At 56.1% G+C, this 26,591-nt stretch carries 30 protein-coding genes; 19 read left to right on the top strand and 11 right to left on the bottom strand.

Annotation, left to right across the window (positions count from 1 at the left end):
- The first annotated feature begins 11 nt into the window (after positions 1-11).
- The 3 genes from lipA (at position 12) to AD949_RS07470 (ending at position 1,994) form a co-directional block, all read left to right on the top strand.
- The gene (gene lipA, locus AD949_RS07480) at positions 12-986 is read left to right on the top strand and encodes a lipoyl synthase (RefSeq protein WP_048836186.1); all 975 of its coding nucleotides are present in this window, start codon (positions 12-14) and stop codon (positions 984-986) included.
- Positions 986-1,462, top strand: a complete 477-nt coding sequence (locus tag AD949_RS07475) for a type II toxin-antitoxin system RatA family toxin (protein WP_048836107.1) — start codon at positions 986-988, stop codon at positions 1,460-1,462. Before lipA ends, AD949_RS07475 begins: the two co-directional genes overlap by 1 nt.
- A gap of 142 nt (positions 1,463-1,604) precedes the next feature.
- Entirely contained in the window at positions 1,605-1,994 is a 390-nt protein-coding gene (locus AD949_RS07470; RefSeq protein ID WP_048836106.1) for a hypothetical protein, read from the top strand.
- 99 nt (positions 1,995-2,093) lie between these two features.
- Here AD949_RS07470 and AD949_RS07465 read toward each other — a convergent pair whose 3' ends face one another.
- The 4 genes from AD949_RS07465 to AD949_RS07450 all read right to left on the bottom strand — a co-directional run bounded on the left by AD949_RS07465 (position 2,094) and on the right by AD949_RS07450 (position 5,761).
- Complete coding sequence (locus tag AD949_RS07465; RefSeq protein WP_082064746.1) at positions 2,094-2,609, bottom strand: CinA family protein; 516 nt, start codon at positions 2,607-2,609, stop codon at positions 2,094-2,096.
- 5 nt (positions 2,610-2,614) lie between these two features.
- Positions 2,615-3,103 carry a phosphatidylglycerophosphatase A family protein gene (locus AD949_RS07460; protein ID WP_048836105.1) on the bottom strand — a complete coding sequence of 163 codons (489 nt, stop codon included), beginning with the start codon at positions 3,101-3,103 and terminating at the stop codon, positions 2,615-2,617.
- Between the two features lie 2 nt (positions 3,104-3,105).
- Positions 3,106-5,073: a lytic transglycosylase domain-containing protein gene (locus tag AD949_RS07455; RefSeq protein ID WP_048836104.1), complete on the bottom strand. Its 1,968-nt coding sequence runs from the start codon at positions 5,071-5,073 to the stop codon at positions 3,106-3,108.
- A 70-nt stretch (positions 5,074-5,143) separates the two neighbouring features.
- A complete protein-coding gene (locus AD949_RS07450) occupies positions 5,144-5,761 on the bottom strand; it encodes a YjbE family putative metal transport protein (RefSeq protein ID WP_048836103.1) in 618 nt (205 codons plus the stop codon).
- Positions 5,762-5,919: 158 nt separating this feature from the next.
- Between AD949_RS07450 and purB the strand changes: the two genes are divergently transcribed.
- The 9 genes from purB (at position 5,920) to AD949_RS07405 (ending at position 12,723) form a co-directional block, all read left to right on the top strand.
- Positions 5,920-7,269, top strand: a complete 1,350-nt coding sequence (gene purB, locus AD949_RS07445) for an adenylosuccinate lyase (protein WP_048836102.1) — start codon at positions 5,920-5,922, stop codon at positions 7,267-7,269.
- Between the two features lie 133 nt (positions 7,270-7,402).
- Positions 7,403-8,170: a phosphoribosylaminoimidazolesuccinocarboxamide synthase gene (gene purC, locus AD949_RS07440; protein WP_048836184.1), complete on the top strand. Its 768-nt coding sequence runs from the start codon at positions 7,403-7,405 to the stop codon at positions 8,168-8,170.
- Between the two features lie 28 nt (positions 8,171-8,198).
- Complete coding sequence (gene purS, locus AD949_RS07435; RefSeq protein WP_048836101.1) at positions 8,199-8,441, top strand: phosphoribosylformylglycinamidine synthase subunit PurS; 243 nt, start codon at positions 8,199-8,201, stop codon at positions 8,439-8,441.
- A complete protein-coding gene (locus AD949_RS07430; protein ID WP_048836100.1) occupies positions 8,438-8,821 on the top strand; it encodes a Rap1a/Tai family immunity protein in 384 nt (127 codons plus the stop codon). The genes purS and AD949_RS07430 overlap by 4 nt, the downstream gene beginning before the upstream one ends.
- The gene (gene purQ / locus AD949_RS07425) at positions 8,818-9,519 is read left to right on the top strand and encodes a phosphoribosylformylglycinamidine synthase subunit PurQ (protein WP_048836099.1); all 702 of its coding nucleotides are present in this window, start codon (positions 8,818-8,820) and stop codon (positions 9,517-9,519) included. The genes AD949_RS07430 and purQ overlap by 4 nt, the downstream gene beginning before the upstream one ends.
- Complete coding sequence (purL, locus tag AD949_RS07420) at positions 9,516-11,714, top strand: phosphoribosylformylglycinamidine synthase subunit PurL (RefSeq protein ID WP_048836098.1); 2,199 nt, start codon at positions 9,516-9,518, stop codon at positions 11,712-11,714. Before purQ ends, purL begins: the two co-directional genes overlap by 4 nt.
- 24 nt (positions 11,715-11,738) lie before the next feature.
- The gene (locus AD949_RS07415; protein ID WP_048836097.1) at positions 11,739-11,969 is read left to right on the top strand and encodes a BolA/IbaG family iron-sulfur metabolism protein; all 231 of its coding nucleotides are present in this window, start codon (positions 11,739-11,741) and stop codon (positions 11,967-11,969) included.
- A 40-nt stretch (positions 11,970-12,009) separates the two neighbouring features.
- Positions 12,010-12,348 carry a Grx4 family monothiol glutaredoxin gene (grxD, locus tag AD949_RS07410; RefSeq protein ID WP_048836096.1) on the top strand — a complete coding sequence of 113 codons (339 nt, stop codon included), beginning with the start codon at positions 12,010-12,012 and terminating at the stop codon, positions 12,346-12,348.
- Between the two features lie 72 nt (positions 12,349-12,420).
- Positions 12,421-12,723: a hypothetical protein gene (locus AD949_RS07405; protein WP_048836095.1), complete on the top strand. Its 303-nt coding sequence runs from the start codon at positions 12,421-12,423 to the stop codon at positions 12,721-12,723.
- Between the two features lie 60 nt (positions 12,724-12,783).
- On the opposite strand, the gene AD949_RS13800 is transcribed toward AD949_RS07405, so the two are convergent.
- Positions 12,784-13,200, bottom strand: a complete 417-nt coding sequence (locus tag AD949_RS13800; protein ID WP_048836094.1) for a YraN family protein — start codon at positions 13,198-13,200, stop codon at positions 12,784-12,786.
- A gap of 32 nt (positions 13,201-13,232) precedes the next feature.
- Here AD949_RS13800 and cls point away from each other — a divergent pair, with 32 nt between their 5' ends.
- The gene (gene cls, locus AD949_RS07395; protein ID WP_096430235.1) at positions 13,233-14,660 is read left to right on the top strand and encodes a cardiolipin synthase; all 1,428 of its coding nucleotides are present in this window, start codon (positions 13,233-13,235) and stop codon (positions 14,658-14,660) included.
- Here the strand turns inward: cls and AD949_RS07390 are convergent.
- Both AD949_RS07390 and AD949_RS07385 read right to left on the bottom strand, forming a co-directional pair.
- Positions 14,655-15,359 (bottom strand): endonuclease/exonuclease/phosphatase family protein, encoded by a 705-nt coding sequence (locus tag AD949_RS07390; RefSeq protein ID WP_048836093.1) that lies wholly within the window; start codon positions 15,357-15,359, stop codon positions 14,655-14,657. The genes cls and AD949_RS07390 overlap by 6 nt on opposite strands.
- Entirely contained in the window at positions 15,356-16,447 is a 1,092-nt protein-coding gene (locus AD949_RS07385) for an AI-2E family transporter (RefSeq protein ID WP_048836092.1), read from the bottom strand. Before AD949_RS07385 ends, AD949_RS07390 begins: the two co-directional genes overlap by 4 nt.
- A gap of 208 nt (positions 16,448-16,655) precedes the next feature.
- On the opposite strand from AD949_RS07385, the gene AD949_RS07380 reads away from it, so the two are divergent.
- The 3 genes from AD949_RS07380 (at position 16,656) to metC (ending at position 19,687) form a co-directional block, all read left to right on the top strand.
- Complete coding sequence (locus AD949_RS07380; RefSeq protein ID WP_048836091.1) at positions 16,656-17,537, top strand: helix-turn-helix domain-containing protein; 882 nt, start codon at positions 16,656-16,658, stop codon at positions 17,535-17,537.
- 92 nt (positions 17,538-17,629) lie between these two features.
- Positions 17,630-18,472 (top strand): sulfurtransferase, encoded by an 843-nt coding sequence (locus AD949_RS07375; protein ID WP_048836090.1) that lies wholly within the window; start codon positions 17,630-17,632, stop codon positions 18,470-18,472.
- A gap of 3 nt (positions 18,473-18,475) precedes the next feature.
- Positions 18,476-19,687 carry a cystathionine beta-lyase gene (gene metC, locus AD949_RS07370; protein ID WP_048836089.1) on the top strand — a complete coding sequence of 404 codons (1,212 nt, stop codon included), beginning with the start codon at positions 18,476-18,478 and terminating at the stop codon, positions 19,685-19,687.
- Between the two features lie 15 nt (positions 19,688-19,702).
- Here metC and AD949_RS07365 read toward each other — a convergent pair whose 3' ends face one another.
- From AD949_RS07365 to AD949_RS07350, 4 genes are all read right to left on the bottom strand, one after another.
- A complete protein-coding gene (locus tag AD949_RS07365) occupies positions 19,703-21,202 on the bottom strand; it encodes a YifB family Mg chelatase-like AAA ATPase (RefSeq protein ID WP_048836088.1) in 1,500 nt (499 codons plus the stop codon).
- A gap of 24 nt (positions 21,203-21,226) precedes the next feature.
- The gene (gene serA, locus AD949_RS07360; protein WP_048836087.1) at positions 21,227-22,480 is read right to left on the bottom strand and encodes a phosphoglycerate dehydrogenase; all 1,254 of its coding nucleotides are present in this window, start codon (positions 22,478-22,480) and stop codon (positions 21,227-21,229) included.
- Positions 22,481-22,580: 100 nt separating this feature from the next.
- The gene (locus AD949_RS07355; RefSeq protein ID WP_048836086.1) at positions 22,581-23,375 is read right to left on the bottom strand and encodes an inositol monophosphatase family protein; all 795 of its coding nucleotides are present in this window, start codon (positions 23,373-23,375) and stop codon (positions 22,581-22,583) included.
- Complete coding sequence (locus tag AD949_RS07350) at positions 23,372-23,899, bottom strand: c-type cytochrome (protein ID WP_048836085.1); 528 nt, start codon at positions 23,897-23,899, stop codon at positions 23,372-23,374. Before AD949_RS07350 ends, AD949_RS07355 begins: the two co-directional genes overlap by 4 nt.
- Before the next feature lie 148 nt (positions 23,900-24,047).
- On the opposite strand from AD949_RS07350, the gene AD949_RS07345 reads away from it, so the two are divergent.
- Genes AD949_RS07345 through dapA form a run of 3 tightly spaced genes read left to right on the top strand, consistent with a single transcriptional unit; the run spans position 24,048 to position 26,588 of the window.
- Positions 24,048-24,782 (top strand): 3-deoxy-manno-octulosonate cytidylyltransferase, encoded by a 735-nt coding sequence (locus AD949_RS07345; RefSeq protein ID WP_048836084.1) that lies wholly within the window; start codon positions 24,048-24,050, stop codon positions 24,780-24,782.
- Positions 24,783-24,790: 8 nt separating this feature from the next.
- Complete coding sequence (locus tag AD949_RS07340) at positions 24,791-25,687, top strand: prephenate dehydratase (RefSeq protein WP_048836182.1); 897 nt, start codon at positions 24,791-24,793, stop codon at positions 25,685-25,687.
- A gap of 10 nt (positions 25,688-25,697) precedes the next feature.
- Positions 25,698-26,588, top strand: a complete 891-nt coding sequence (gene dapA, locus AD949_RS07335; protein WP_048836083.1) for a 4-hydroxy-tetrahydrodipicolinate synthase — start codon at positions 25,698-25,700, stop codon at positions 26,586-26,588.
- The last annotated feature ends 3 nt before the right edge of the window (positions 26,589-26,591 follow it).

Genomic DNA, 26,591 nt, shown 5'->3' with positions numbered 1-26,591 from the left:
CGGGCGATACCATGTCTACACGCGTCTTGATTGATCATCGGAAAGGCGGAGCCGCCAAAAGCCGCCACCCGGAAAAGGCACACCGGCCTGACAATCCGATTGCCCGCAAACCCGAATGGATCCGCGTTAAAGCGCCGACGCACCCCGTGTATCACGAAACGCGTAAGCTAATGCGGGATAACCGTCTGGTCACGGTGTGTGAAGAAGCAGCCTGCCCGAATATTGGCGAATGCTGGTCCCAGCGGCACGCCACCATGATGATCATGGGGGAAATTTGCACGCGCGCCTGTTCCTTCTGCAACGTCACCACAGGCTTGCCGTATGCTCTGGATGCGGATGAACCGGCCCGCGTAGCAGAAGCTGTGGCCAAGCTGGGCCTGCGGCACGTTGTGATTACGTCTGTTGACCGTGATGATCTTGAAGATGGGGGAGCGCGTCATTTTGCGCGCGTCATCACATCAATCCGGGACGTTTCGCCCGAGACAACCATTGAAATTTTAACGCCTGATTTTTTACGCAAAAACAATGCGTTAGAAATTATTGTTGAAGCGCGTCCTGATGTATTCAATCACAATCTGGAAACTGTGCCGCGCCTTTATCCCAACATTCGTCCGGGCGCGCGTTATTACCAGTCCATGCGCCTGCTGGACCGCGTCAAGCAACTGGATGCCTCCATTTTTACCAAATCCGGCCTGATGCTGGGACTAGGTGAGGAGAAAATGGAAATCGCTCAGGTCATGGATGATCTGCGCATTGCGGATGTAGATTTTATTACAATGGGCCAGTATTTGCAGCCTACGGTGAAGCACGCAGCAGTTGCGCGTTTTGTCACCCCCACTGAGTTTGAGGAGTATGGCGCCATGGCCCGCGTCAAAGGTTTCCTTCAGGTCAGTTCCAGCCCGCTGACCCGTTCATCCTACCATGCTGATTCTGATTTTGCTGAACTCCGGCAGACACGCAACGCGCGTCTTGCAGGAGCGCACTGATGCCTAAACACGCAGAAAAGCGTGTTCTCGCGTATCGGGCCGACCAGATTTTTGATCTTGTTGCGGATGTCGGGCATTACCCGGAATTTCTTCCATGGTGTGTTGCCGCCCGTGTCCGGACGCGCACCGCGACTGAACTGGTGGCTGATCTGACAGTAGGGTTCGGGCCATTCCGTGAAAGTTTTACGTCCCGTGTCACGCTCAATTGCCCGGACAGTATTACTGTGCAATATGAGCGTGGTCCGTTCCGCTACCTCAAAAATCTCTGGAAATTCACCCCCGCCGAAAACGGCTGCGTTGTAGAGTTTTTTGTCGATTTTGAGTTTCGCTCCCGCATCCTTCAGGCCGCTATCGGCGTTGTATTTGGTGAAGCCGTACGCCTGATGGTTTCTGCCTTTCTCCGCCGGGCACGCGAGGTTTACGGGCCGCCGGAAACCGCCGCATCTTTGCCAAAAGAACATCCGGTTGCACAGTAAGACACAGAGACGCAGTTCAGGTTGCGCTTACTAAAACACGTTGGGTTATTGTTACGGGGCACAATTTTCTATAGATTACAAATCTGTTGGAAAGTTGCTTTTTGTAAAAGTGACTCATCGTTCTAGAGAAGGACTGACACTTATGAAAAAACTTTTTGCTGCAACTGCGCTTATTACTGCCGCACTGGCTGCTAGCCCGGTTTTTGCTGCCACGCACCACCATGCCCACAACCATGAAGCACACTGCTCTGGCGCAAAATGTGCTGCTAAAGCCGCAAAAGGTGAGTCCAAGACGGATGACCTGAACAATCAGAGCCTGTCTGCCGCACAGCGCGCCAATGCTCCGGCGTTTGCTGCTGGCCCGAATGCTCAGGTTATGGTTCCTGCTCCGGGCACGACTGTCGGCGTTCCGGCTGCTGGCACGGGTGTTACAGTACCAGCCGTTCCCGCAGCACCGGCTATGCCGAGCATGACGGCTCCTGCCGCTCCGAGCGTTACAGTACCGGCTAACGCTCCTGCTGCTGGTCAGTAAAAAGCGATAACACACTGAAATTTCAGCTTTGTCTGGATTGAAGATGTGACTTTAGAGGCGTCAGGGGCTACCTTCTGACGCCTTTTTAGTGTTTGCACCTTAAGCTAGACGCCGTGCTACAAGAGCAAGAGCGTAACGCGCTGCCTGTGAACGCACGTCTGTGCGATCTCCTTGGAAAATCTGGTAGTCTGAGCGCAGTGCGCCACCTCGCACAGCCGTTCCAAACCAGACCAGTCCCACAGGCTTTTCTTCGGACCCACCGCCGGGACCAGCAATGCCAGAAATAGAGACAGAATGCGTGGCGTTCTGCGCGATGCTGAGAGCGCCTGCGGCCATCTCTTGAACTGTCTCGGAACTGACCGCCCCAAATTGCTGTAATGTTTCTACTCGCACACCCAGAACGGAGTGCTTCATGCTATTGGAATACGTCACAAGGCCGCCTTCCGTTACATCAGAAGAGCCTGCGTGATGGGTCAACAAAGCGGCGACCAGCCCGCCTGTACAACTTTCCGCTGTCACAAGTTTTGCGCCCGCACGTCTGAGCGCGTCCAGCACACTTTCAGACTGTTGCAGCAGTTCAGCCGAAAGAGCGTCTGACAGAAAAGAAAGAGGCATTGCGTTCAGCTTTTGGAAAAGGAGAAGCGGCGTGTAACCAGACGCCCAGCCTTGATGCAGGCTGCGGCCATGACGCCTGCAACCAGATCATCCCCCATAATGCCTGTCGCGCCATGCTTGCGATCCAAGTAGCCAACCGGGCCGGGCTTTTTGATATCAAACAGACGGAAAAGACCGAACGCCAGAACTGAAAGCCCCAGACTTTTACGCACTGAGGCGGGGTCTTCCGGATTTTCTGGCAGACAGGCCAGCAGACTGACCCACATGCCTGCGACCTCATCAATCACGATCCAGCTATGGTCCTCTCCCTCGCCAGCGCGGTCGGATGCCCACCAGCCGAGAAGGGAGGCGGCACCAATGGCACCGACCAACGCTTTAGGATGCTTCAGAAGCGGGAGCCCCAGCAGTAAGGCTGCCAGAGACCCGACTGTTCCCGGCGCACGTGGTGCGAGACCGCATCCACCAAAGGTCGCGACAAAACGGGAGAGTTTCATGTTTATTTCCCCATGGTCGCATAAATGGTCATGTTTTCCCACACGCGCTGGACGTAGTTTCGTGTTTCTGAAAACGGGATGCTTTCCACCCAGTCAATCATTTCATCCTGCGAGGCACCGCTGCGCCCCGGATCCCCCGAGGCAGCCAGCCAGCGCGAGAGTCGCCCCGGCCCACCGTTATAAGCAGCAGCCATGTACGGTACGACATTGCCAAATTTATCCTGCAAGTAGGACAGGTAAGCTGACCCGAGCGCCAGATTGTTCTCAGGGTCATGCAGTCCGGATGCGGTCGCGGCCGAAGCCGGAACACCCGCGCGCCGGACCATATCTCCCGCAGTGGAGGGTTTGAGTTGCATCAGACCAATGGCGTTGGATGAGCTAATGGCATCAGGATTAAAATTGCTCTCCTGACGTGCCAGCCCGAGCACCAGACCGGATGGAAGCCCTGTAGCAGGCGGCGTGTAAGGTGCAGGCCAGCCGGCATGCAAGAGGAACAGTCCGTCACGCCCAACCTGCCGAGAGACCGCTACGCACACATCTGGCAGGGTCAGCCGCGTTGCCAGATCACACAATGCCAGTCGATCGGAGACAGACACCAGTTGTTGGCTAAGAAGTGTCAAAAAATCCCGCGCATGGGGTTTATCACCCCATGACGCAAGAAGCTGCGCTGCCTGAACGAGGTCACTCCCGGCAAGACGATTGGCGGATGCCGCAGGATCGCGCTGCGCAGAAAGTGCTTTTGTAATGGACGTGGGGATATGGTCTGGCGCGAGCAGCGTCGTTTCATTCCCAGATAGCTTTGCAGCGGCCATCTGGCCGTAAAATGTGCCGGGATACCCTGCGGCTTTCTGCCAGTCAGCCGTAGCGGACGCCGTATCCTGCGCGGCCTGACGGGCTCGCCCAAGCCAGTAAAACCCACGACTTTTGGTTATCAGCGCCGGGGAGTCGGCCAATGGCCTGAAAAACACTTCAGCCTGTGTCGCATTGTGTAGTTTTTGCAGCGCAATCCAGCCACTCAGGAACTGGGCGTCCAGCCGGTTGGTGCCGCTCAGCGTGGCATCATTCGCCATAAACAAAGCATCTTCAGCCTGTCCGGCCTGAAGCAAATCCCGCGCCAGTGCGTCACGCTCACGCCAGAAAGCGGGATTGCGCGCATTCGCTTCCGCCTGCGTACCAGACGTTTTCCAAAGCGCCACGGCATCCGCATCGCGCTGCTGGGTGCGCAACCAGTGAAGATGATCGAGAATAAGGTAAGGGTCTGGGGCATCGGAGCCGGGGAGGGCGGCTGCCTGTGCTTCTGCTCCGCCATCATTCGTGCGGAATGCAAGCCGGGCTAAAGCCAGTTTCTGCCGGGAGCCACTGAGATAGGGAATGGTCTGCTTGGCCGCCGCAAGCAATCCGGCTTTTTCTTCTCGGTTAAACCGGAGCCATGAGCCTTCCTGCGTCATGGCCTGCGGGAAGGCTCCCGATAAGGCGGCTGAAGCGGCAGCGGAATCGTTGCCATTCATCCACGCCTGCCGTGCGTCGGCGGCAAGATGGTTGGAAAGCCCTGAATTTGTCGTTCCGACTTGCGCGGCACACTGGGCCAGAGCAGGGCCGTAGGTCAGTGTCTGAGCGCAGAGCCGCCCAAGCACCGCAGGATCAGTCTCCTTTGCCAGCGCCTGCTGCATGCGGGCCTGCAAAAGCCCCCAACGCGGCCAGACAGGGCGTGTTTTCAGAAAATCCGCGTAATCCTGTGCGCTGGCATGCGGGGAGCCAACCAGACTGAGCCACACGGCAAGCCGCTCCGAGACAGAGCCTGACGACGCACCCCGTCGGGCCGGAAAGACATCCGCAGTCTGAGCCGTTTCTGGAGCAGACGGAGCGGTTGCAGGCCGTGTATCAGACGGCGCTGAACACGCGCTTAAAAGCAGAAAAGCCAGCGGTAGAACCGCTTGCTGACGCGCCCGGGGGAAAAGAAAAACTGACATTGCTGAAAGATCAGCGATCCTGCCTGCGCTGGCAAGCCTGATCTATCCGGCAGACAAGAAACCGGCCCCCTCAGCGGGGCGTCAGGAGGTGCGTCCAGACCTCCCCGCCGCCTTTAACAATCAGTTCAATAGCAACCGCCAGAACAATCAGCAGCCCAACCCATGCAATCCATTTATACCGGTCCAGCAGACGGGCGATGAAGGAGGCTGCAACGCCCATCAGCAAAACAGAAAGCACCAGTCCAGAGATCAACACCCATGGGTGGTCAGCCGCTGCTCCAGCAACCGCCAGCACGTTATCCAGACTCATGGAAAGGTCAGCTAACAGAATACGAAAAACGGCCTTCCCAAAGCTGCCGGGCGGGGCGGTTTCCTCACCGTCCTCATTGTGTCCCGCGCGCAATTCGCAGTACATGCGCCAGCACACCCAGCACAGCAGCAGGCCACCGGCTAACGTCAGCCCGATAATCTGTAAAAGCTGCACAGCAACCAGAGCCATCAGAATGCGGATGACTGCTGCCAGCAGGACCCCGGCCAGAATGGCCTTCCGGCGTTCATTGACAGGAAGAGACCGCACGACCAACCCGATAACAACGGCGTTGTCCCCGGCCAGCGTGACATCAATCATCACCACCTGAAGAAAGGCAAAGACAGCCTTCAGGGTGAAAGCATCCAGAAAACCGTGCACGAAAACTCCGATTCGAGAAGCTGAGACGGGAAAATCAAGCGCCTGAACAGTCTGAAATACGCTCGACTGTCAAAGTTTTTCGTTTCACGGGCAGACGTGGCGCTGGGAATCGGGTAGAGAAGCCCGCATCATTCCGCTCTCAGGAGGAACACCGCGTTATGGTGCCGCGCTATACTCGCCCTGTCATGGCCGCTATCTGGTCGCCAGAAAATCGCTACCGCATCTGGTTTGAGATTGAAGCACTGGCCTGTGAAGCCATGGCCGAATACGGCGCTGTGCCAAAAGAAGCCGCGAAAGTGGTGCGCGAGAAAGGCGATGCCGCAATGGCCGCGTTCTCCGATGCTGATCTGGTCCGCATTGACGAAATCGAGGCGGAAACCCGCCACGATGTTATTGCCTTCCTGACGTGGCTTGCTGAAAAAGTTGGGCCGGAAAGCCGCTTTGTGCATCTGGGCATGACGTCTTCCGACATTCTGGACACGTGTCTGGCGGTGCAACTGGTGCAGGCGACGGACCTGCTGCTGAAAGATCTGGACGATGTTCTGGATGCCCTGCGCACCCGTGCGTTTGAACACAAACACACGCTGACCATTGGCCGCAGCCACGGCATCCATGCCGAGCCGACATCTTTCGGTCTGAAGCTTGCTGGGCATTATGCCGAGTTCCTGCGCAACAAGGCCCGTCTTGAAACAGCGCGGGCGGAAATCGCCACCTGCGCCATTTCCGGCGCTGTCGGCACCTTTGCGCATCTCGACCCGCGGGTTGAGTCCTACGTGGCCGAACGTCTGGGCTTGATGCCTGAGCCTGTGTCCACGCAGGTCATCCCGCGTGACCGCCATGCCGCCTATTTCTGCGCACTGGGCGTGATTGCCAGTGGGATTGAACGTCTGGCCATTGAAGTCCGCCACCTTCAGCGTTCTGAAGTGCGGGAAGCCGAGGAATTCTTCCATAAAGGCCAGAAGGGTTCCTCCGCCATGCCGCATAAGCGGAACCCGGTGCTGACTGAAAACCTGACGGGCCTTGCCCGCCTTGTGCGGTCCGCCGTTATCCCGGCGCTTGAAAACGTGGCGCTGTGGCATGAACGCGATATCAGCCATTCTTCCGTTGAACGGAATATCTGCCCGGATGCCACCATCGGTCTGGACTTCGCTTTGGCGCGCCTTGCCGGGATGATGAGCAAGCTGATGATCTACCCGGACCGCATGGCAGCCAATATTGAAAGCCTTGGCGGCGTTGTCCATTCCGGCGAGGTCCTGCTGGCTCTGGCCCGCGCCGGCCTTTCCCGTGAAGACGCCTATCGTATTGTGCAGCGCAACGCGATGGAAACATGGACAAAGCTCGGCACACCGGAAGGCCGCACCTTCCGTGAAAATCTGGCACTTGACCCGGAAATTTCCGGCCGCGTTTCGGCCGAAACGCTGGATGCCGCCATGGATAGCCGCCAGCATTTGAAGGCGCTGGATGGCTTGTATCAGAAAGTCTTTGGGGAACCCGGCCCGGCTCTGTGAGCGGGGCTCTCCCTATATCCTCCATGCCCGAAGCCTGCTATGACGCGTCTGAAGAAGGGAAGGCTGGCAACAGTCTTCCCCCGGACCTGTTGCAGGGATCGGTTTTAAACGTTCAAGACAGGTAAGGATGACCATGGCCCGTCGCCGCCAGCTTTACGAAGGTAAAGCCAAAATCCTTTTTGAAGGTCCGGAACCCGGCACCCTTGTGCAGTATTTTAAAGATGACGCCACGGCCGGAAACGGTGCCAAAAGCGGCGTTATTACCGGCAAGGGTGTGCTGAACAACCGCATCAGTGAACATCTGATGCTGCGCTTGCAGGAAATCGGCATTCCCACGCACTTCATCCGCCGCATCAACATGCGCGAGCAACTGGTGAAGGAAGTCGAGATTATTCCGCTTGAAGTTGTTGTCCGTAATATTGCGGCGGGCAGCATTGCCAAGCGTTTCGGGATTGAGGAAGGCACACGCCTCCCGCGGTCCATTGTTGAGTTTTACTACAAAAATGACGAGCTGAATGATCCTATGGTCTCTGAAGACCACATTATTGCTTTTGGCTGGGCCTGCCCGCACGACCTTGAGGACATGACGTCCATGGCCATGCGGGTCAATGATTTCCTATGTGGCCTGTTCAGCGGGATCGGCATTCAGCTTGTCGACTTCAAACTTGAATTTGGTCGCTTGTGGGAAGGGGACGACATGCGGATTGTGCTGGCGGATGAAATTTCGCCGGATAACTGCCGCCTGTGGGACAACCAGACCAACGAGAAGCTCGATAAGGACCGTTTCCGCCGTGATCTGGGCAATGTCCGGGAAGCCTATCAGGAAGTTGCCCGCAGACTGGGCATCCTGCCTGAGGCAGGCAATGGCGGAGATATGAAGGGTCCGGAGACCATGCAGTGACTATGCCGACAGCAATGGGAGCTTTATCATGAAAGTACGTGTAACCGTCATGCTTAAGGAAGGTGTGCTTGACCCGCAGGGGAAAGCCATCGGCCACGCATTGCATACGCTAGGTTTTCCGGGTGTGCAGGACGTCCGGGTTGGCAAGATTATTGATCTGGATGTTGAGGGCACGGATCGTGCCGCCGTCCAGAAGCAGGCTGAAGACATGGGCCGCGATCTTCTGGCCAATCTGGTCATTGAAGACTTTACGGTTGAGGTGCTTGGATGAAACGCCTTGTCCTGATTGCCCCGCTGATTGCTTTGGGCGGCGCTCTGCTTGCACCGGATCTGGCGCAAGCGCAGCGTATTTCTCCTATGCAGACCGGCAATTTTGCCCGCATCTGTAGCCGTCCGGCAGGCGCTACAGCCTGTGATGCCTACATCACCGGGCTGGCAGACGCTATGGCACTCTCCAAGATCAATGACCGGAATGAAGGTGACCCGTCAGCACCGACTGGTTTCTGCGTCCCGACGTCAGAAAACGGTGCCGCCATGCGCGGAAAAGTGCTGACATGGCTCAAAGCGCATTCAGACGCCCTGTCCAAGCCGGTTGGCGAAAGCGTCTTCAAGGCTTTGCACGACTCTTACCCCTGTAGCGCCGCAAAATGAAAGCAGCGATTGTTGTTTTTCCGGGCACGAACCGCGAGCGCGATATGGCGATCGCTCTGCGTCGTGTTACCGGACATGAACCCCGCATGGTCTGGCACCGCGAGACAGACCTGACGGGGATTGATCTCGTTGTTCTGGCAGGTGGCTTCAGCTACGGGGATTACCTGCGCTGTGGCGCCATGGCGGCCCATTCTCCCATTATGACAGAAATCCGCAGTTTCGCGCATAAGGGTGGTCATATTCTGGGGGTCTGTAACGGCTTTCAGATTCTGACGGAAACCGGCCTGCTGCCGGGTGCCCTGTTGCGGAACGCTAATCTGCGTTTCCTGTCTCAGGACTGCCACCTGCGTGTGGAACGGGCGGACACGCCCTTCACCCACAAATGGAAAAAAGGCGACGTGTTCCGCACACCGATGGCCCATGGGGACGGCAACTACACAGCCGACCAGAGCACGCTGGACCGTCTGGAAGGCGAGGGGCTTGTGGCCTTCCGTTACGCCACGGCGCAAGGTGTTGTGCAGGCGGATGATAGTGCCAGCAACCTCAATGGCAGTGTGAACAGCATTGCGGGAATTCTGAGCGAAAATAGCCGTATTTGCGGCATGATGCCTCACCCGGAAGATCTGGTTGACCCGCTGATGGGCGGCGTGGACGGTCTGCCGCTGTTTGAAGGTCTTGTGGAGGCTCTTGTCCGGTGAAAAAGACCGTTGATGACTCTCTGGCCCGGGAATTCGGGCTGACGTCTGAAGAATATGCGCGCGTTGTGACCATCATGGGCCGCATGCCTAGCCTGACAGAGCTTGGCGTGTTTTCGGTCATGTGGTCCGAGCACTGTTCTTATAAATCCTCCCGCAAATGGCTGCGCACGCTTCCGACCAAAGCCCCTTGGGTTATTCATGGTCCGGGTGAAAATGCCGGTGTGGTGGATATCGGACTGGGTTATGCCGCCATTTTCAAGATGGAAAGCCATAACCACCCGTCCTTTATCGAACCCTATCAGGGGGCTGCCACCGGCGTTGGCGGTATTCTGCGTGACGTGTTCACCATGGGCGCGCGCCCCATTGCCAACCTGAACGCCCTGCGTTTTGGCAACCCCGAAACGCCCCGGACACGCCAGATTATTGATGGTGTTGTGCGTGGCATTGGCGGTTATGGTAACTGCGTTGGTGTGCCGACAGTTGGTGGGGAAATAAATTTCCACCCGGCTTATGATGGCAACCCGCTCGTTAACGCCATGACGGTTGGCCTTGCGCGTAAAGACCGCATTTTCCTCTCTGCCGCGGCAGGCGTTGGCAACCCGGTTGTGTATGTCGGCTCCCGCACGGGGCGTGATGGCATTCACGGTGCTACCATGTCTTCCGCCGAGTTTGACGAAAACGCCATGGCGAAGCGCCCAACCGTTCAGGTTGGCGACCCGTTCATTGAAAAGCTGCTGATTGAAGCCTGTCTGGAACTGATGGCGACAGATGCCATTGTCGCTATTCAGGACATGGGTGCTGCTGGTCTGACCTCTTCCGCCGTGGAAATGGCCGGGAAGGGTGGCGTAGGGATCGAGCTTGATCTGGATGCCGTGCCGCAGCGCGAACCGGGCATGACAGCCTATGAGATGATGCTGTCCGAAAGTCAGGAACGCATGCTCATGGTCCTCAAACCGGACCGCACCGAAGTGGCGCGCAAGATCTTCGAGAAATGGGAACTGGATTTCGCCATTATCGGGCATCTGACGGAAACCGGCCATATTGTAGTGAAGCACAAAGGGCAGGTGGAAGCCGATATTCCGCTGGACCCGCTGGCGGATCAGGCTCCGATCTATGATCGTCCGGCAACAACGCCGGTTGTGCCGGAACCGCTTGGCCCGGTGCATGCGCCGCTTTCTCTGGACGCGACCCTGATCAAGCTTATTGGCTCGCCCGATCTCGCCTCCCGCGCATGGGTGTGGAACCAGTATGACAGCACGGTTGGCGGCCAGACTGTCCGTCGTCCGGGCGCTGCTGACGCTGCGATTGTCAAGATTGAAGACACTTCGCTCGCACTGGCTATCACAACGGACTGTACGCCACGCTACTGCCATGCAGACCCAAAAACTGGCGGCGCGCAGGCCGTGGCGGAAGCATGGCGGAACATTACCGCCACTGGCGCACGCCCGCTGGCTGTGACGGACAACCTGAATTTCGGCAACCCGGAAAAGCCCGAAATCATGGGGCAGTTTATTGCCGCCATTGAAGGCATGGGGGATGCCTGCCGCGCGCTGGATTTCCCGGTCGTGAGTGGCAACGTCTCGTTGTATAACGAGACAAGGCAGCCGGACGGCTCCGCCATGGCCATTCTGCCAACCCCCGCCATTGGTGCGCTGGGTGTGCTGAATGATGTGGAGAAAGCCGTTGGCCTTGGCATGCAGGACGGGAAAGCCGTGGTTCTGGTGGGTGAAACTCACGGGGAACTGGGGCAGTCTATCTGGCTGCGTGAAATCCTAGGACGTGAAGATGGGCCACCGCCGCCTGTTGATCTGGTAGCTGAAAAACGCAATGGCGATTTTGTCCGGCAGGAAATTCTGAACGGCACGGTTTCCGCCTGCCATGATCTTTCTGACGGCGGCCTGATGGTTGCCGTGGCAGAAATGGTGATGGCAAGTGGCGTGGGCTGTGAACTGGAAAGCCCGGATAGCGGTATCCGCCCCGAAGCCTTCTGGTTTGGTGAAGATCAGGCCCGCTATCTGGTGTGCGTGGATAATGCTGCGGATTTCTGTGCTCGCGCGGAAAAAGCTGGCGTTCCGGCTCGCCTGATTGGTCAGTCTGGCGGAAATGATTTGATTTTGCCCAGTGGCGTCACAATATCTGCTGCACGGCTTGTTGTAGCCCATGAGGCCTTTTTTCCGGCCTTGATGACCCGCTGAGTAACTGAAAGGGATCTGTAAGCCATGGCGATGTCCGCCACTGAACTTGAGACGTATCTTCGTCAGGCTTTCCCCGATGCCCAGATCAAAATTGATGATCTGGCCGGGGATGGTGATCATTATTCCTGCTCTATCGTGAGTGAAGCCTTCAAAGGCCTCAACCGCGTCCGGCAGCATCAGCTTGTCTATCAGGCGCTACAGGGGCACATGGGCGGCAAGCTTCATGCTCTTGCGTTGCAGACATCAGCACCCTGAACAGCCTATTTTTCCGCTCTTTTAGCAAGGATCCAGAGTAATGTCGGAAACTGTCAAACAGCAGATCCAGAACGAAATTGATACCAATCCCGTCATGCTGTTCATGAAGGGTGATGCCGACTTCCCGCAGTGCGGCTTTTCAGCGCGCGTTGTGCAGATTCTTGAGCATGTTGGTGCGCCGTTCAAGACTGTAAACGTTCTGGCCGATGCCAGCATTCGTCAAGGCATTAAGGATTTCTCAAACTGGCCAACCATTCCCCAGCTTTACGTTAAAGGGGAGTTTATTGGCGGGTGCGACATCGTGACTGAAATGTACCAGTCCGGTGAACTACAGACGCTACTGAAAGAAAAAAATATTCCTCTTAAAGCTGCATCCTGATTTTTTAAGTTGTCAGACGATCAGAGTGCTGTGTAGTCTGACAACAGACAAACAGAGGTGGGATATTTTTTAATGATGCGTTTTCCGTTTATGCGCTGTGCCTTCGCTTTTGTTGGTTTGAGCGCAGGTACTCTGGCAGTTCATTCCTCAGCGCACGCGGAACGCGTTATTTCTGATCTGGAAGCCAGTAAGCTGACATTTGCGTCTCTTACTGCCGCTCCGCCGCCGGTTGTGCATGTTCACCGTGTCAGTCATGTCATGCACGTCGCGCATCAGACGCATGGCATGTCCTCTCACAGCATGGTGCATCTGGTATCCTACCATGCCGCAAGACATACCGTGGCTCATGCGGCGACGCATCGCCATCGCACCTGAGCCATCAGGCCTCTAAACGTCTTGTAAAAAGCGCGGCTCGCCTCAGGCACCGCGCTTTTTCTACATCTGACGAATAACGTCTTTGACCCAGAGTAAAGCGTTCTGATCATCCACCGCTATCAAATCAAAGCGTAGTTCTTCATAAGACCAATGCGGATAGAGGGCCAGCAGGCACTCAGCTGCCCGATAAAGGCGCTTTTGCTGGACAAGCGTCAAACATTCCGCAGCACCCCGCAGGGTTTGGCGCTTTTTTACTTCTACAAAGCAAATCAAGCCGCCTTTGCGCATCACAATATCAATTTCACCACGTCGGGTTCGGGCCCTTTTTAATAGAATAGTCCAGCCGACCTTTATACAAGCAGAACAGACAACCTCTTCCGCACACAGACCGTCCTGATAAGCTTTTGCGCCACGCGCCTGCCGATCTAGCCTTTGCGGAGTCTGTTCTGGCGTTATGGGCTGAGGTCTGACTATCACGCTCTATTTTCCTTCAGGATGCATCTTGCCCCATGACGTTTGACATTATGCCGCATTTTTCTCTGGTGACAGTTACGGTCATTCGTTTTGTGCTGGTGACAAGCGTTGCGTTGCATATTCTGCTGACCAAAAGAAATACCTCATCGGCCATTGGGTGGATTGGCGTTTGTATTCTTATGCCTGTTCTTGGCACCGTTCTCTATCTCATGTTCGGGATAAACCGGGTCCGGCGGTTAGCCAAAAAATTGGTAAGCGGCCAATTTTCGCGCAGGTTTGAAGACCCACATAGTTCATCATGGAACAGGGAGCTGGACGGGCAGTTTGCGCCGCTGGCTATTATGGTCGGCAAACTCACCAGCCGCCCGCTGGTTGGCGGCAACAGGATCGTCCCGCTGCATGATGGTGATGGTGCGTATCCCTCCATGCTGGAAGCAATTGAAAATGCGGAACAAAGCATTTTGCTGTGTTCCTATATTTTCAGGAATGACCATATTGGGGGTGTTTTTATTGAAAAGCTCATCGCAGCACAAAAGCGTGGTGTGCAGGTGCGTGTTCTGGTGGACGGAATTGGCAGTGGATATTTTCTGTCCGCCGTTTACCGCCGCCTAAGCAGGGCAGGGGTGCCGTGTGCGCGCTTTATGCACTCCATGCTGCCTTGGCGGATGCCCTTCATCAATCTGCGGAACCATCGGAAAATTCTGGTGGTGGATGGACGGATTGGCTTCATGGGCGGATTGAACATCGCGGATGAAAATCTGGTCTCCAGAAAACCGCCCAATCCTGTGTCAGACACCCATTTCCGTCTGGAAGGGCCAATTGTCAAACAGTTGGCAGAAGCCATGGCATGGGACTGGCATTTTGTGACGCAGGAAATGCTGGAAGGCGATATCTACTTCAAAGAGCATACCTGTAGCGGAGACTCTGTCGCTCGGATTGTAACAGCCGGACCTGATACCGACCTCGAAAAAATTGAATATACCATGCTTCAGGCTGTCACGCTGGCCCGACGGCAGGTGAGGGTTATGACCCCCTATTTCCTGCCGGGGTCGCGGGTTATGTCAGAATTAGCACTCGCTGCTCTGCGGGGAGTGCAGGTGGATGTGGTTATTCCACTCCATAGTAATCATCCGCCACTAGACTGGGCCTGTGCCGCCAATATTTCTCCATTACTGGATGCAGGCGTACGCGTGTGGCGAGTCAAACCGCCCTTCAACCATTCCAAGCTTATGGTCGTGGACCGGGCATGGTCTTTTGTCGGGAGCTCCAACCTCGATATTCGCAGTTTGCGGCTGAATTTCGAGATCAATATGGAAACTTATGATGTCGGGATGGCTGAAATGCTGGATGATTTCATCTGCCATCATAGAAACCGCCGCCTCACGCATCATGATCTGGATAAGCGAAACAAGTTAGTCCAGATCCGCGATGCCGCGGCCCGTCTCTTTATGCCTTATCTATGAGGCAACAGACGCCAGAACTTTGATGTCTGGCCGCAATCGCACTGAAATGGGCCGGTGATCTGAGGCAAAAACCGGAAGGACTTTGGCATTCAGGCAGGTCATTCCCTCGACCAAACAACGGTCAATACGGATAGGGACGAGATCTACCATGCGGTGCGTCGGCGCTTTTGGCCCCACATCGGAAAAACCGGGAACAAGCGTGGGGCCAACAAGGTTGAAGTCCCCTAAAATAGCACATGGAGCGGGAAGGAGTGTCGCAATACGCCGCAACTGCCGCCGGTTGAGCACCTGCCCATGTGATAAATGCACATTTGCCAGAGAAAACGGACCGTAATCAATAATTTGAGCATGCCTTTTGACAACCGCACCGGAAGGAATGGTACAGGCGCGAGGCTCACGAGCAAAAGGGGTGCGGCTCCAGCAGGCTGGACCATGAATACGGCCGGGCAGGGGAGCGCGGGAATAATAGCCTCCCATAATATCGGGCAGCACATCTATTTCTTCTGTGGCTTCCTGCATCAGAAGAATATCGGGCTTTTCTTCTTCAATCAGCGCGACAACATCATGCACGGTGGCTCCGGTTCTACGCAGCAGATTCCAGCTGATAATTTTTGTGCTGTCCTGCTCCCCGGTCACAAGTGGCCTGATCTGTTTTTTGTGACGACGCCCATCCATGAGACGGAGAAAATGACGCCTCATGAAGGCAGTCTCCTTTGATCATCAGACGAAGAATGAGAAGATACTTCCTGATCGGCAAACTCAACAGTCAATGTAAAACCGACCGCCAGCAGAATTGGTCCGAGAAAAATCCCCAAACCACCAAATGCCATAACGCCACCAATGACACCCAACACTGTTAAAAGATAAGGCAGCTTGCTTCCTCGGGCAATAAACAGCGGTCGGATAATATGGTCAGCGCCAGAGATTAGCACGATACCATAAAGAGCCAGCAAAACGCCTCTGACAACATGATGGTCAACCAGCAGCCAGAGTGAAGCTGGAACCCAGACCAACGGCGCACCTATGGGCAAAACAGCGAGAAAAGCCGCCAGCACACCAAACATGACGGGTTCTGAGAGTCCTGTCAGCCAGAAGCCAACGCCTGTCAGAATGCCCTGAATAATCGCAGTGCCCAGAATACCGTAAACAGTGCCGCGCACGGTCCCGCCAATAATGTGCAGATGTCTGCTAGCATGCGGCCCGGCAATACGCGTCATGACAGCTTTAAGCGTATCCCCCAGAGAGGAGCCGCTGAGCCAGAAAAAAAAGGCTATAAACAGCGCCATCACCAGATGAAGCGCCCCGTTGGCAACCTGTATAAGGAGCACCAGCAGAGACTGAATAATATCCCCCGCATATGGCCTCAGGCTGGCTCCTAAATGGTCAAAATCATGGCTCCAATGTTGCCACTGGTTGACAAGGTCCTGCCCGACCATGGGGAGCGTGATCAGCCAGCCCGGTGGTGGTGGGATCTGATGGGAAAAACTAAAAAATTCATTCAGCCGGGAAGCCCAGCGCGGGCTGGCTGCGATGGTCGTGGAGGCCAGAAAAGCGAGAGGAATGACGAATCCAACAGCACACAGGAACGTCATGATCAGACTGGCGGCGAGAGCACTCATCCGGCGACGGAAATACTGGAAAACGGGCCATGTCGCGTATGTCAGTACACCAGCCCACAAAATAGCTGAAGAAAACGGGGCGAGAACGATAACACACCCATAAGCAATGCCACCAAGTAGCAGAGCCAGCATGATTCGTTCCGTTGTCAAAGTCAGCCCATCCATCATAAGCACAGTAAACCACGGATTTTACGGTTTGTCTGGTGCTGTAAAGACTTTTCCGCATTGCAAAATATACTATCCCAGCACCGGGTATTAGGGCTGTATCCAAGTGTCACATTGACGAGACTTTACAATACGTTAATTAACGTATTATTAACGTAGCTATTAGATAAAGATTTTTATCCATAACATGTTGATTCATAAGGTGAGATAAATGGCTGCCGTCACAATGCATCTTGGTGAAATTGGTCAGCAGTTAAGAGCTTTCCGCCTTGAATCCGGAATGCGGGCGGACGAGATTGCATTGCGGCTCGGCGTCTCCCGCGCGGCGTTATACCGTTATGAAAAAGGGGAAGTCATCAAGCTGGATACTGTCCAGAAACTTGCCGAACTCCTGAATATCTCACCCCTGACGCTTCTAGGGATTGGGATTGAATATTATAATTGCCCTAACAAATTTTTTCAGAAAATGGCCGCGATTGAAAGCGATATAGAACAGATTCTTCAAGTCTCAGACCCGGTCTGCTACCAAGTAACATCACCGGCTTATGATGCCATTCTGCTTGAAGCCCAAACCGACCAACTCCAAAAAAATGGGCAAGACATCACGACAACGCCTGTTGTTCTGGCACAGTCCAAGCGGCGCGCACTCTATAGTCAGAGAAATCCGTCTATTATTTCCATGCTTCATGAAAGCCGGGTTATTGATTTCCTGACGCATGGTGTCGGGGCAGGCGTCCCAATGTCGCAACCTTTGCGGCATAAGGCCCGGCAGGTTGCGGTGCAGGAAATCCGCAATATCATCACCTTGATTGATGCTGCCCCCATGGGGCTTCAATTTAGCGTTATTCCAGACACTATAACCGTGACGTCGTGCATTTTCATGCGCCACAGTGAGCAGATGGCTGTCGCTATCAATCCGTTCCGGTGTGACTGTTCTCCCAACACTACGACTGGCGTGGCGCTTATTACGTCCTCACTGGAAGCCGTGACAACACACCAGCATATGCTTGAACGCTTGTGGCAAACATCCCTTAAAGGTGCTGATGCAATAGGGCGCCTTAAAACGCTTGTGGAACGTCATGGCGCGGCCTGAAAATCCAAGATTTTGAAATTCTAACCGATACCTTTCCAGACAGACTTGCTTTACCCTGCTCAACCACTTGTCGTTGTTCCGGAATTAAAGCCATGTCTCCCCTGATTTCAGTCAAAACTCTTGCTTCCTTGCAGGAAAACCCCCTGCTGCGCATTCTGGATGCAACAGCACTTTTACCCGGAGAAACCAGCAACCCGGACGACGCTTTTCAGAAAGCCCATATCCCCGGCAGCCTTCGGTTTAATATCGATTATTTTTCCGACCCAGAAAGCACGCAGCCTCACACGGCTCCCTCAGCCGCGCGCTTCGGTCGACTTTTTGGGGATCTTGGTATTACCCGCGCAACGCACGTTATCTTTTATGATCAGGGCAATATCGCCTCCGCCTGCCGGGGGTGGTGGTTGGCCAGACTGTTTGGGCATGAACAGGTTTCTGTGCTGGATGGCGGCCTTCCTGCATGGTTGCGTGATAATCAACCCGTCGAGCAAGGCACCCCTGAGAAACCCGCTTCACGCCCCTATACCTGCCACACTCATTTTTCCCGCCTGAAAGGGCTGGGCGATATGCTTGATACTGTTGTGCAAGGACTAAACCCCATTCTGGATGCACGCTCGGCTGCACGGTTTTATGGGCAGGTTCCTGAACCACGGCCGGGACTGGCATCGGGACACATGCCGGGGGCTATCAATCTCCCCTACAAAAATCTGCTTGCAGAAAACGGTGAATTTCTCCCTGCTGACCGCGCTCGGAACGTGTTTCTGGAAGCCGGCCTGCCAGCCGATAAACCCGCCATTACAACGTGCGGGTCGGGCATGACAGCGGCCGTGTTAAGCGTTGGCCTCGCGCTGGCAGGTTTTGACGAAGGCGCATTGTATGACGGATCATGGGCGGAATGGGGTGCAACGCCAGATGCACCGGTGACAAAAGGAGTGTGACGTATGCCGTCTGATATCACTGTGACACAAGGCTGGGATAAACTCTCCTCGACACTGACACGTCTGGCCAGACCGGAAGCCGCCCCGGAAGGCGCACCCGTGAACATGCCCATGACCCGCGGCTCAACTGTGTTGTTTCCATCGCTCAGCGACATGCGTAGGCAGGGTCAGAAACATTTTGACCATGCCTATATTTACGGCGCTATGGGCACGCCCGTGCAGCACGAGTTGGAAAAAGCGATTGCCGTTATTGAAGGCGGCACAGACTGTCAGGTTGTCTCCTCGGGCCTTGCTGCCTGCACCACGCCGCTGCTCGCCTTTCTAAACGCCGGGGAGCACTGCCTGATTCCCGATTCTGTTTATAGCCCCACCCGGCGGTTTGCAGACAAGGTGCTCAAACGCTTTGGCGTAGAAACAACTTATTATCCGCCCTGTGCCTCCGCCGAGGAACTCACCGGTCTGATCCAGCCGAACACGCGCGTCCTGTTTGCCGAAAGTCCCGGTAGCCATACGTTTGAAGTGCAGGATATTCCCATGCTATCGCGCATCGCCCACGCGCATGGGGCCAGATTGATGATGGATAACACGTGGGGTTTTGGCATTTTTGCGCCGTTCACCCATGGTGTTGATGTCTCCATTCAGGCACTCACCAAATACCCTTCAGGCCATTCCGATGTGATTGCCGGCGCGGTGACGGTTGCAAAAACGGAAGACTGGCATCTGCTACGAGAGACCGCCATTCAGCTTGGCCAACTCGCCGGGCCGGACGATTGTTGGCTCACTCTGCGCGGTCTGCACACCATGGGTGTCCGGCTGTCTCATCAGGCACAATCAGCCATGCGCGTAGCTCAGTGGTTGAAGACGAGACCTGAAGTCGCACGGGTCCTGCATCCTGCTCTGCCTGACTGTCCCGGTCACGAAATATGGAAACGCGATTTTACCGGGGCAGGAAGCCTTTTTGGCTTCGTTCTGAGAAACACGTTCACCCAGAACGCTATGGAAGCCATGGTTGATTCGTTCAGGTTTTTTGGAATCGGAGCCTCATGGGGCGGGTACGAAAGCCTTGTGCTGCCAACAAGCAAGAGCATTATCCGCAACTTCCCCGCAGACGACACTGAAGGCCCATCCATGCGCCTGCAAATCGGTCTGGAATCAACTGAGGATCTAATTGGTGATCTGGAGCAGGGATTTAGCGTGCTGAAAGCCCATTGCTAAGGCCCATACGCCTCTTTAATTCTGAGCGGAGCGAAGGCGGAAGGTTGCCGCTTCGGCTACGTGGGCGGTCTGAATTTCGCTTTCACCAGCCAGATCGGCAATGGTCCGGGCAACACGGACCATGCGGGTGTAGCCACGGGCTGAAAAGTGGAAACGAGCCGCTACTTTCTGCGCGAGAGTTTGTGCTGCCTCGGTTATGGGCATCTGCTCCAGCGTGGCTTGCGCGTTTTTTAGACCGTCCTGCCGAGCATACTGACGCGCACGTGCCGCCTGCACGCGTTCCGCCACTGGCGCGCTTGCTTCACCAGATGGGCCAGAAAGATAGTCCAGCGGCACAAAGGGCTGCATGGCGACGTGAATATCAATGCGGTCTAGCAGCGGGCCAGACAGGCGGCCCATATACTCCTCCCCGCAGCGCGGAGCTTTGCGGCATTCCTTGCTGGCATCCCCCAGATACCCACACCGGCACGGATTCATGGCGGCAATAAGCTGGAAGCGGGCAGGGTAGGACACATGCAAGGCGGCGCGTGCGATACTTACACGACCTGTTTCCAGAGGTTGCCGAAGAGCTTCCAGTGCTGAGCGGGAAAACTCGGGCAATTCGTCCAGAAACAGAACGCCATGGTCAGCCAGACTGATTTCACCCGGACGCGCCTTGTTCCCACCGCCAACAAGCGCAGGCAATGTTGCGGAATGATGCGGGTCTCTAAACGGCGGACGTCTGATAGGGCGTCCATTTTTTAACAGCCCGGCGGCGCTGTAAATACGGGAAACGTCCAGACTTTCCCGCTGTGTCAGATCCGGCAACAGGCCCGGCAGACGGGCGGCAAGCATGGATTTTCCCGCACCCGGTGGGCCAGAGAGCAGAATGGAATGGCCGCCCGCTGCACCAATTTCCAATGCCCGCCGACCTGTTTCCATACCTTTGATGTCCGCAAGGTCTGGAACAGGTTCGGGAGTCGGGTCAGCCGTCTGTTCTGAAAAAACAGGCGGTGTCAGAATCTGAAGACCGGTGAAATGATTAATTAAGGCAAGAAGTGTAGGGGCACCGAGGATCGCGATATCCCCGCCACACAAGGCCTCTTCCGCCTGCATTGCTGGGCAGATAAGCCCTAGAGACATCGCCGAGGCCTCGATGGACGCAGACAGCACACCCGCAACAGGGTTCAGTCTGCCATCAAGCGACAATTCACCGAGGGCCGCAAACCGCGACACCTCTTCGTAGGGTAGAACTTCCATGGCGCACAGCAGAGCCAGCGCGATGGGAAGATCAAAATGTGATCCTTCTTTTGGGATATCCGCTGGCACAAGGTTGATGACAATCCGCTTGGCAGGGAGCGCCATGCCCATGGAAGTCAGGGAAGCCCTTACACGCTCACGGGCTTCCGCCACAGCCTTATCAGGCAGACCGACAATCAGAAAAGCTGGAAGGCCGGATGAGATCTGAACTTCCACCCAGACAGGCCGCGCTTCAATCCCGGCGAAGGCAAAGCTACGGATGCGGGAATTGATCATTCCCACTCCCGAACCCTCATAAAATCAGTGACCCTGATAGATCAGGCGCGCACGAATTGTGCCTTCAATGTCACGCAGCGCATGCAGGATGGTATCATCCGTATCCTTGTTGCCGCCTGTATCGGCTTCCACCACAACATATCCAATTTCACCATCCGTCTGTAAAAACTGGGCGGTGACATTGCAGGTCTGTTTGAGAAAAACTTCATTCAAACGCATCATCATACCGGGCACATTATGGTGCACATGCATGAAGCGCGTGCCGCGTGGGCTTTGGGGAAGCTGCACACCGGGGAAATTGACGGCCCCAAAAGTCGACCCCACATCGGAATATTCAACCAGCTTACGGGCCACTTCCACACCAATCCGTTCCTGCGCTTCCGCCGTGGAGCCACCGATATGCGGCGTGAGGATAACGTTATCCAGCTCCATCAGCGGCGTTGCGAGCCGGTCATTCGGACCTTTGGGTTCCTTGGGGAACACATCAACCGCAGCGCCCAGAAGGTGCTTGTCTTTCAGTGCCTCAGCCAGAGCCTCCAGATCCACCACATTCCCACGGGCGTTGTTGATCAGGAACGATCCCTTTTTCATGGCGCGGATCTGCTCCGCCCCCATCATATTCCGGGTGGCGGGAATTTGCGGCACATGCAGGCTGACCACGTCACTTTGGCTCAGCAGATCTTCCAGCGTATCTACTGGCATGGCATTACCGTGGCCGAGTTTGTCCACCACGTCATAATAAATCACGCGCATACCGAAGGCTTCCGCGAGAACAGAAAGCTGGGAGCCGATGGAGCCGTAGCCAACAATCCCGAGAGTCTTGCCACGCACTTCCCAGCTATTGGCGGCGGATTTGTTCCATAGCCCCTGATGGCAGCCAATGGAGCCCGGAAAAATGCGGCGCATGAGCATGACAATCTCGCCCATGACCAATTCCGCCACAGAGCGCGTGTTGCTGTAAGGCGCGTTGAACACCGGCACTCCATTCAGCCGGGCCGCTTCCAGATCCACCTGATTGGTACCAATGCAGAAACAGCCGATGGCAATCAGGCGATCAGCGACTTCAAGGACCTCTTTGGTCAACTGGGTGCGGGAGCGAATACCCACAACGTGGACACCTTCCAGAGCTTTTTTCAGGGCGTCGCCTTCCAGCGCGCCCTTGTGGCGCACCACGTTCTCGTACCCGCTGGCTTTCAGCAGTGCGACGGCACTGTCATGCACGCCTTCCAGCAGTAGAATGCGGATTTTATCCTTGGGGAGGGACAGTTGTGTGCTCATGGGAAGATGACCATACCAGTTGCGCCGAAGGGCAGGCCTATCGCAAAATGCGGGAAATTCATAGGTCTGCCGCCGTAAAACGTTAAAAGGACTGCGTCTGTCAGTTCTGCTCGGCAAGAACCTTCACAGCATCCGCATGCAGAGTGGGGTCCCCGGCGGCGAGCACCGTCCTATCCCCATCCGCTCGCAGGGGGCTGCCGTCCCATGCCGTAATTTTCCCACCGGCCCCTTCAATAACCGGCACCAGAGCCGCCCAGTCCCACGGATTCATGTCACATTCTGCAATCAGATCAATCTGACCGAGCGCCAGCAGGCCGTACGCGTAGCAATCCCCACCCCACGTCATGCGTTTGGCACGGGCTTTCAGGGTTTTCCATCCGTCATGCGGCGCACTTTCCAGTATTTCGGGCGACGTGCAGGACAGTTCCGCATCCGCCAGACGCAGGCAGCGTCGTGTAACTGGAGAGCCCCCGAGAGGAGACGCAAACCGTGTCGGCTGACCAGCCACGCCAATCCAGCGTTCTTGTAGAACAGGCTGATCAATAACCCCGATGACAGGCACCCCATCCCGTAAAAGCGCAATCAACGTACCAAACATCGGGCGGCCTGTTACAAACGCCCGTGTGCCGTCCACGGGGTCCAGCAGCCAGCGATACCGGGCTGCCTCATTCTCAAGGCCAAACTCCTCTCCAAACACGCCATGGTCTGGCAGGCGTTCGGCTAGAATGGCCCGCATCACGCGCTCGGCTGTGCGGTCCGCAATGGTCACAGGGCTTTCGTCTGCCTTGTCTGAAACGCTGAGACCTCGCCGGAACCACGGCTGCACAACACAGCGTGCGGCATCCGCCATCATGCTGGCAACATCCAGAAAGGGGGTAAGGTCCTCAGTTGTCATGGTGTTACTCCGGGAGAGGCAGGCGGGGCGGGCACGTCACTTTCGCCCAATGTGCGCAGATAGGCGATAATATCCGCCCGCTGCGCGGCATCGGGCAGACCAACAAGAGACATCCGCGTGCCGGGTGCAAAGCGGGCAGGGGCGGTTAGCCAGTCTGACAAAGCCTGATCCGACCAAATGTGCCCATGCTGGGCTTTAAGCGCCTGAGAATAGGAATAGCCAGATAACCCCGCGATAGGACGCCCGACCACACCAGACAGATTAGGCCCAACGCCATCAGAGGCGCCGTCATTAACCGCATGACAATTTGTGCAGACCTGATGCACCAGCGCATCGCCTCTTTGCGCGTCTGCATGCGCCATGAAAGGTGCTATCGGCTTGTTGTCCAATGCGGGGAGCGAAAACGCGGGCTTTGCCGGGGCAGTGTGCGGCACGACGGCTGAGCTTGTCGCGTAGCAGACCCAAACGCAAACCCCGGAAAGCAGAAAGGCTGCCCCCAACCGATTAAGAAACATGCTGTCCATACGAGAAGCCGGGACCTCCGGTTGCGTTTGGCTCACGCCTTTTCTAGACTGTACGCCGCCCCAGCAATAAAGGGCGCCGCGCCGGGTTCGGCAGCGTTTTCACACTGTTTCCAAGGCTATATTCTGTGCCGTATTCCAGAGCAAGCTGATGATCTCTCCGCTCGTCATCATCCCCGCCCGGCTTGCCTCAACACGCCTGCCCGGTAAACCACTGGCCGATATTGCCGGGCGCGCCATGATTTTGCGTGTGCTGGATGCAGCCCTTGCTGCGGATGTCGGGCCAGTTGCCGTTGCGGCGGCTGATCAGGAAATCTGTGATGTCGTCACCCAAGCTGGTGGCCGCGCTGTCCTGACAGACCCCAAGCTGCCATCCGGTTCAGACAGAGTCTGGCAGGCCGCGCAGGAACTGGACCCCGAGGGTCAACATGATGTGCTGATCAACTTGCAAGGGGATCTGCCAACCTTTTCCCCGGACGATCTACGGGCCGTCATGCGTGTCATGCCAGACCCGGCTTTTGACATTGGCACACTGGTCGCACCTGTTTTGTCGCAGGATGAAAAAGAGGCCGCATCAGTCGTCAAGGTTGCCTGCCATTTTGAGGCTGATACGCTCTGCGCGCCGGCCCTGTACTTCTCCCGCAACCCGATTCCGTGGGGACAGGGGACATTTTGGCACCATGTTGGGGTTTATGGCTGGCGGCGGGGTGCATTGGCGCGTTTTGTCTCCCTACCAGAATCCGGCCTTGAACGGCGCGAGCAACTAGAGCAACTTCGCGCTTTGGAAGCCGGAATGCGCATTGGCTGCGCGCGTATCAACGCAGCCCCGTTTGGTGTGGATACCCCGGCCGATCTTGAGCGAGCCCGGCAGCATTTCAAGGCATGACGCACGCAATGACTGATAAGATCATCGCCTTTCAGGGCACACTGGGAGCCTATTCTGATCTTGCCTGCCGGACCGTTAAACCCGGCTGGCGCACGCTCCCCTGCAAGACATTCGCCGGGGCTATAGAGGCTGTTCATACAGGCCGCGCGGACCTCGCCATGCTGGCCTGTGAGAATAGTCTTGCTGGGCGTGTCCCAGATATTCACACCCTTCTGCCAGCCTCAGGCCTGCATATTGTGGGAGAATATTTCCAGCGTATTGAACATTGCCTGCTGGGTGTCCCGGGGGCCACGCTGGATGATATCAAGCGGGTTCACACCCACCCTGTCGCCATGGGGCAGATCTGCAATCTTCTGCGTGACCGCGGCCTGACGCCTGTTACGGAGTTTGATACCGCCGGTGCGGCTGAACTCGTGGCGTTGTGGGGAAGGAAGGAGGAGGCCGCTGTGGCCTCTGAACTCGCGGCCCAACTAAACGGGCTGGAAATTCTGCTAAAAAACGTGGAAGATGCAAAGCATAACACCACACGCTTCTATATTGCTTCCCGCACGGCAGACCGGCCAGCCGCTGGCACACCGCATGTCATGACGACGCTGATTTTCAACGTCAAAAATATTCCCGGCGCGCTCTATAAAGTGCTGGGAGGCTTTGCCACCAACGGCCTGAACATGACACGGCTGGAAAGTTATATGACGGGCGGAAGTTTTGCCGCGACACGCTTTCTGATGGATGTTGAAGGCCATCCGGAAGAAGACCGGCTAGGCAAAGCTTTGTCAGAACTTGAATTTTTTGCCGAGAACGCCGAAATTCTGGGCGTATATACGCAGTCGCCTTTCCGGCGGCACATGACCGGCTCTCCGCTTGAAGAGCAGACTTCAGGCTATGCAGACGCCATTTCGGGATAAACGACGGCTTATGTCACATACACGCTTTACAGGCTCCATCACCGCACTGATTACCCCCATGAACCGGGATGGAAGTCTGGATTTCACATCCTTTGAACGTCTGCTGGACTGGCAGATTGAGGAAGGAACGTCTGCGCTGTGCGCTATGGGAACAACGGGTGAAAGCCCGACCCTGTCGCATCAGGAACATCATGCGGTTATTGAACGCGCCATCAAGGTCTCTGCTGGTCGGGTGCCGGTTATTGCCGGGGCAGGGTCCAACAGCACAGCCGAAGCGGTCGATCTGGCGCGTCACGCAGAAAAAGCTGGAGCGTCTGCGGTTCTGGTGGTTACGCCTTATTATAACAAGCCAACGCAGGAAGGGCTTTACCGGCACTTCATGGCGGTTGCCGATGCCATTTCTATCCCGGTCATGCTCTATAATATCCCCGGTCGGTCTGTTGTTGAAATCAGTGTGGAAACAACGGCGCGTCTGGCACGGCATGCCAATATCATCGGCGTGAAAGATGCTACCGCCAATCTTCTACGCCCGCTTCAGGTACGCCGCGCCGTCAGCAAGCCCTTTAATCAGCTCTCGGGGGAAGATGGTACGGCCGTTTCCTTCCTCGCTGCGGGCGGGGACGGCTGCATCAGCGTGACATCCAACGTCGCACCGGCTCTGTGCGCCCGGATTCAGGCAGACTGGCAGGCTGGCCGTGTGGCGGATGCCATTGCGGGGCAGGATAAGCTGTTACCTCTGCATGATGCCCTGTTCTGCGAAAGTAATCCCGCTCCGGTTAAATACGCGGCCAGCCTGCTGGGGCTTGCAGGAGAAACGTGCCGTCTGCCTTTAGCACCTCTGACAGACTCGTCACGTCAGCACGTTAAAGCCGCTCTGGTTGATGCCGGGCTGCTGAACTGAGCC

The sequence above is a fragment of the Acetobacter orleanensis genome (genome assembly GCF_001581005.1).
Lineage (GTDB): Bacteria > Pseudomonadota > Alphaproteobacteria > Acetobacterales > Acetobacteraceae > Acetobacter > Acetobacter orleanensis.
Note: the sequence above shows the minus strand (reverse complement) of the source record. Positions and strands in the feature narration are given on the sequence as shown.

Coding starts and splice junctions, on each gene's coding strand:
- lipA (WP_048836186.1), top strand. CDS start 12: ATGTCTACACGCGTCTTGATTGATCATCGGAAAGGCGGAGCCGCCAAA.
- AD949_RS07475 (WP_048836107.1), top strand. CDS start 986: ATGCCTAAACACGCAGAAAAGCGTGTTCTCGCGTATCGGGCCGACCAG.
- AD949_RS07470 (WP_048836106.1), top strand. CDS start 1,605: ATGAAAAAACTTTTTGCTGCAACTGCGCTTATTACTGCCGCACTGGCT.
- AD949_RS07465 (WP_082064746.1), bottom strand. CDS start 2,609: ATGCCTCTTTCTTTTCTGTCAGACGCTCTTTCGGCTGAACTGCTGCAA.
- AD949_RS07460 (WP_048836105.1), bottom strand. CDS start 3,103: ATGAAACTCTCCCGTTTTGTCGCGACCTTTGGTGGATGCGGTCTCGCA.
- AD949_RS07455 (WP_048836104.1), bottom strand. CDS start 5,073: ATGTCAGTTTTTCTTTTCCCCCGGGCGCGTCAGCAAGCGGTTCTACCG.
- purB (WP_048836102.1), top strand. CDS start 5,920: ATGGTGCCGCGCTATACTCGCCCTGTCATGGCCGCTATCTGGTCGCCA.
- purC (WP_048836184.1), top strand. CDS start 7,403: ATGGCCCGTCGCCGCCAGCTTTACGAAGGTAAAGCCAAAATCCTTTTT.
- purS (WP_048836101.1), top strand. CDS start 8,199: ATGAAAGTACGTGTAACCGTCATGCTTAAGGAAGGTGTGCTTGACCCG.
- AD949_RS07430 (WP_048836100.1), top strand. CDS start 8,438: ATGAAACGCCTTGTCCTGATTGCCCCGCTGATTGCTTTGGGCGGCGCT.
- purQ (WP_048836099.1), top strand. CDS start 8,818: ATGAAAGCAGCGATTGTTGTTTTTCCGGGCACGAACCGCGAGCGCGAT.
- AD949_RS07415 (WP_048836097.1), top strand. CDS start 11,739: ATGGCGATGTCCGCCACTGAACTTGAGACGTATCTTCGTCAGGCTTTC.
- grxD (WP_048836096.1), top strand. CDS start 12,010: ATGTCGGAAACTGTCAAACAGCAGATCCAGAACGAAATTGATACCAAT.
- AD949_RS07405 (WP_048836095.1), top strand. CDS start 12,421: ATGATGCGTTTTCCGTTTATGCGCTGTGCCTTCGCTTTTGTTGGTTTG.
- cls (WP_096430235.1), top strand. CDS start 13,233: ATGACGTTTGACATTATGCCGCATTTTTCTCTGGTGACAGTTACGGTC.
- AD949_RS07390 (WP_048836093.1), bottom strand. CDS start 15,359: ATGAGGCGTCATTTTCTCCGTCTCATGGATGGGCGTCGTCACAAAAAA.
- AD949_RS07385 (WP_048836092.1), bottom strand. CDS start 16,447: ATGATGGATGGGCTGACTTTGACAACGGAACGAATCATGCTGGCTCTG.
- AD949_RS07380 (WP_048836091.1), top strand. CDS start 16,656: ATGGCTGCCGTCACAATGCATCTTGGTGAAATTGGTCAGCAGTTAAGA.
- AD949_RS07375 (WP_048836090.1), top strand. CDS start 17,630: ATGTCTCCCCTGATTTCAGTCAAAACTCTTGCTTCCTTGCAGGAAAAC.
- metC (WP_048836089.1), top strand. CDS start 18,476: ATGCCGTCTGATATCACTGTGACACAAGGCTGGGATAAACTCTCCTCG.
- AD949_RS07365 (WP_048836088.1), bottom strand. CDS start 21,202: ATGATCAATTCCCGCATCCGTAGCTTTGCCTTCGCCGGGATTGAAGCG.
- serA (WP_048836087.1), bottom strand. CDS start 22,480: ATGAGCACACAACTGTCCCTCCCCAAGGATAAAATCCGCATTCTACTG.
- AD949_RS07355 (WP_048836086.1), bottom strand. CDS start 23,375: ATGACAACTGAGGACCTTACCCCCTTTCTGGATGTTGCCAGCATGATG.
- AD949_RS07350 (WP_048836085.1), bottom strand. CDS start 23,899: ATGGACAGCATGTTTCTTAATCGGTTGGGGGCAGCCTTTCTGCTTTCC.
- AD949_RS07345 (WP_048836084.1), top strand. CDS start 24,048: ATGATCTCTCCGCTCGTCATCATCCCCGCCCGGCTTGCCTCAACACGC.
- AD949_RS07340 (WP_048836182.1), top strand. CDS start 24,791: ATGACTGATAAGATCATCGCCTTTCAGGGCACACTGGGAGCCTATTCT.
- dapA (WP_048836083.1), top strand. CDS start 25,698: ATGTCACATACACGCTTTACAGGCTCCATCACCGCACTGATTACCCCC.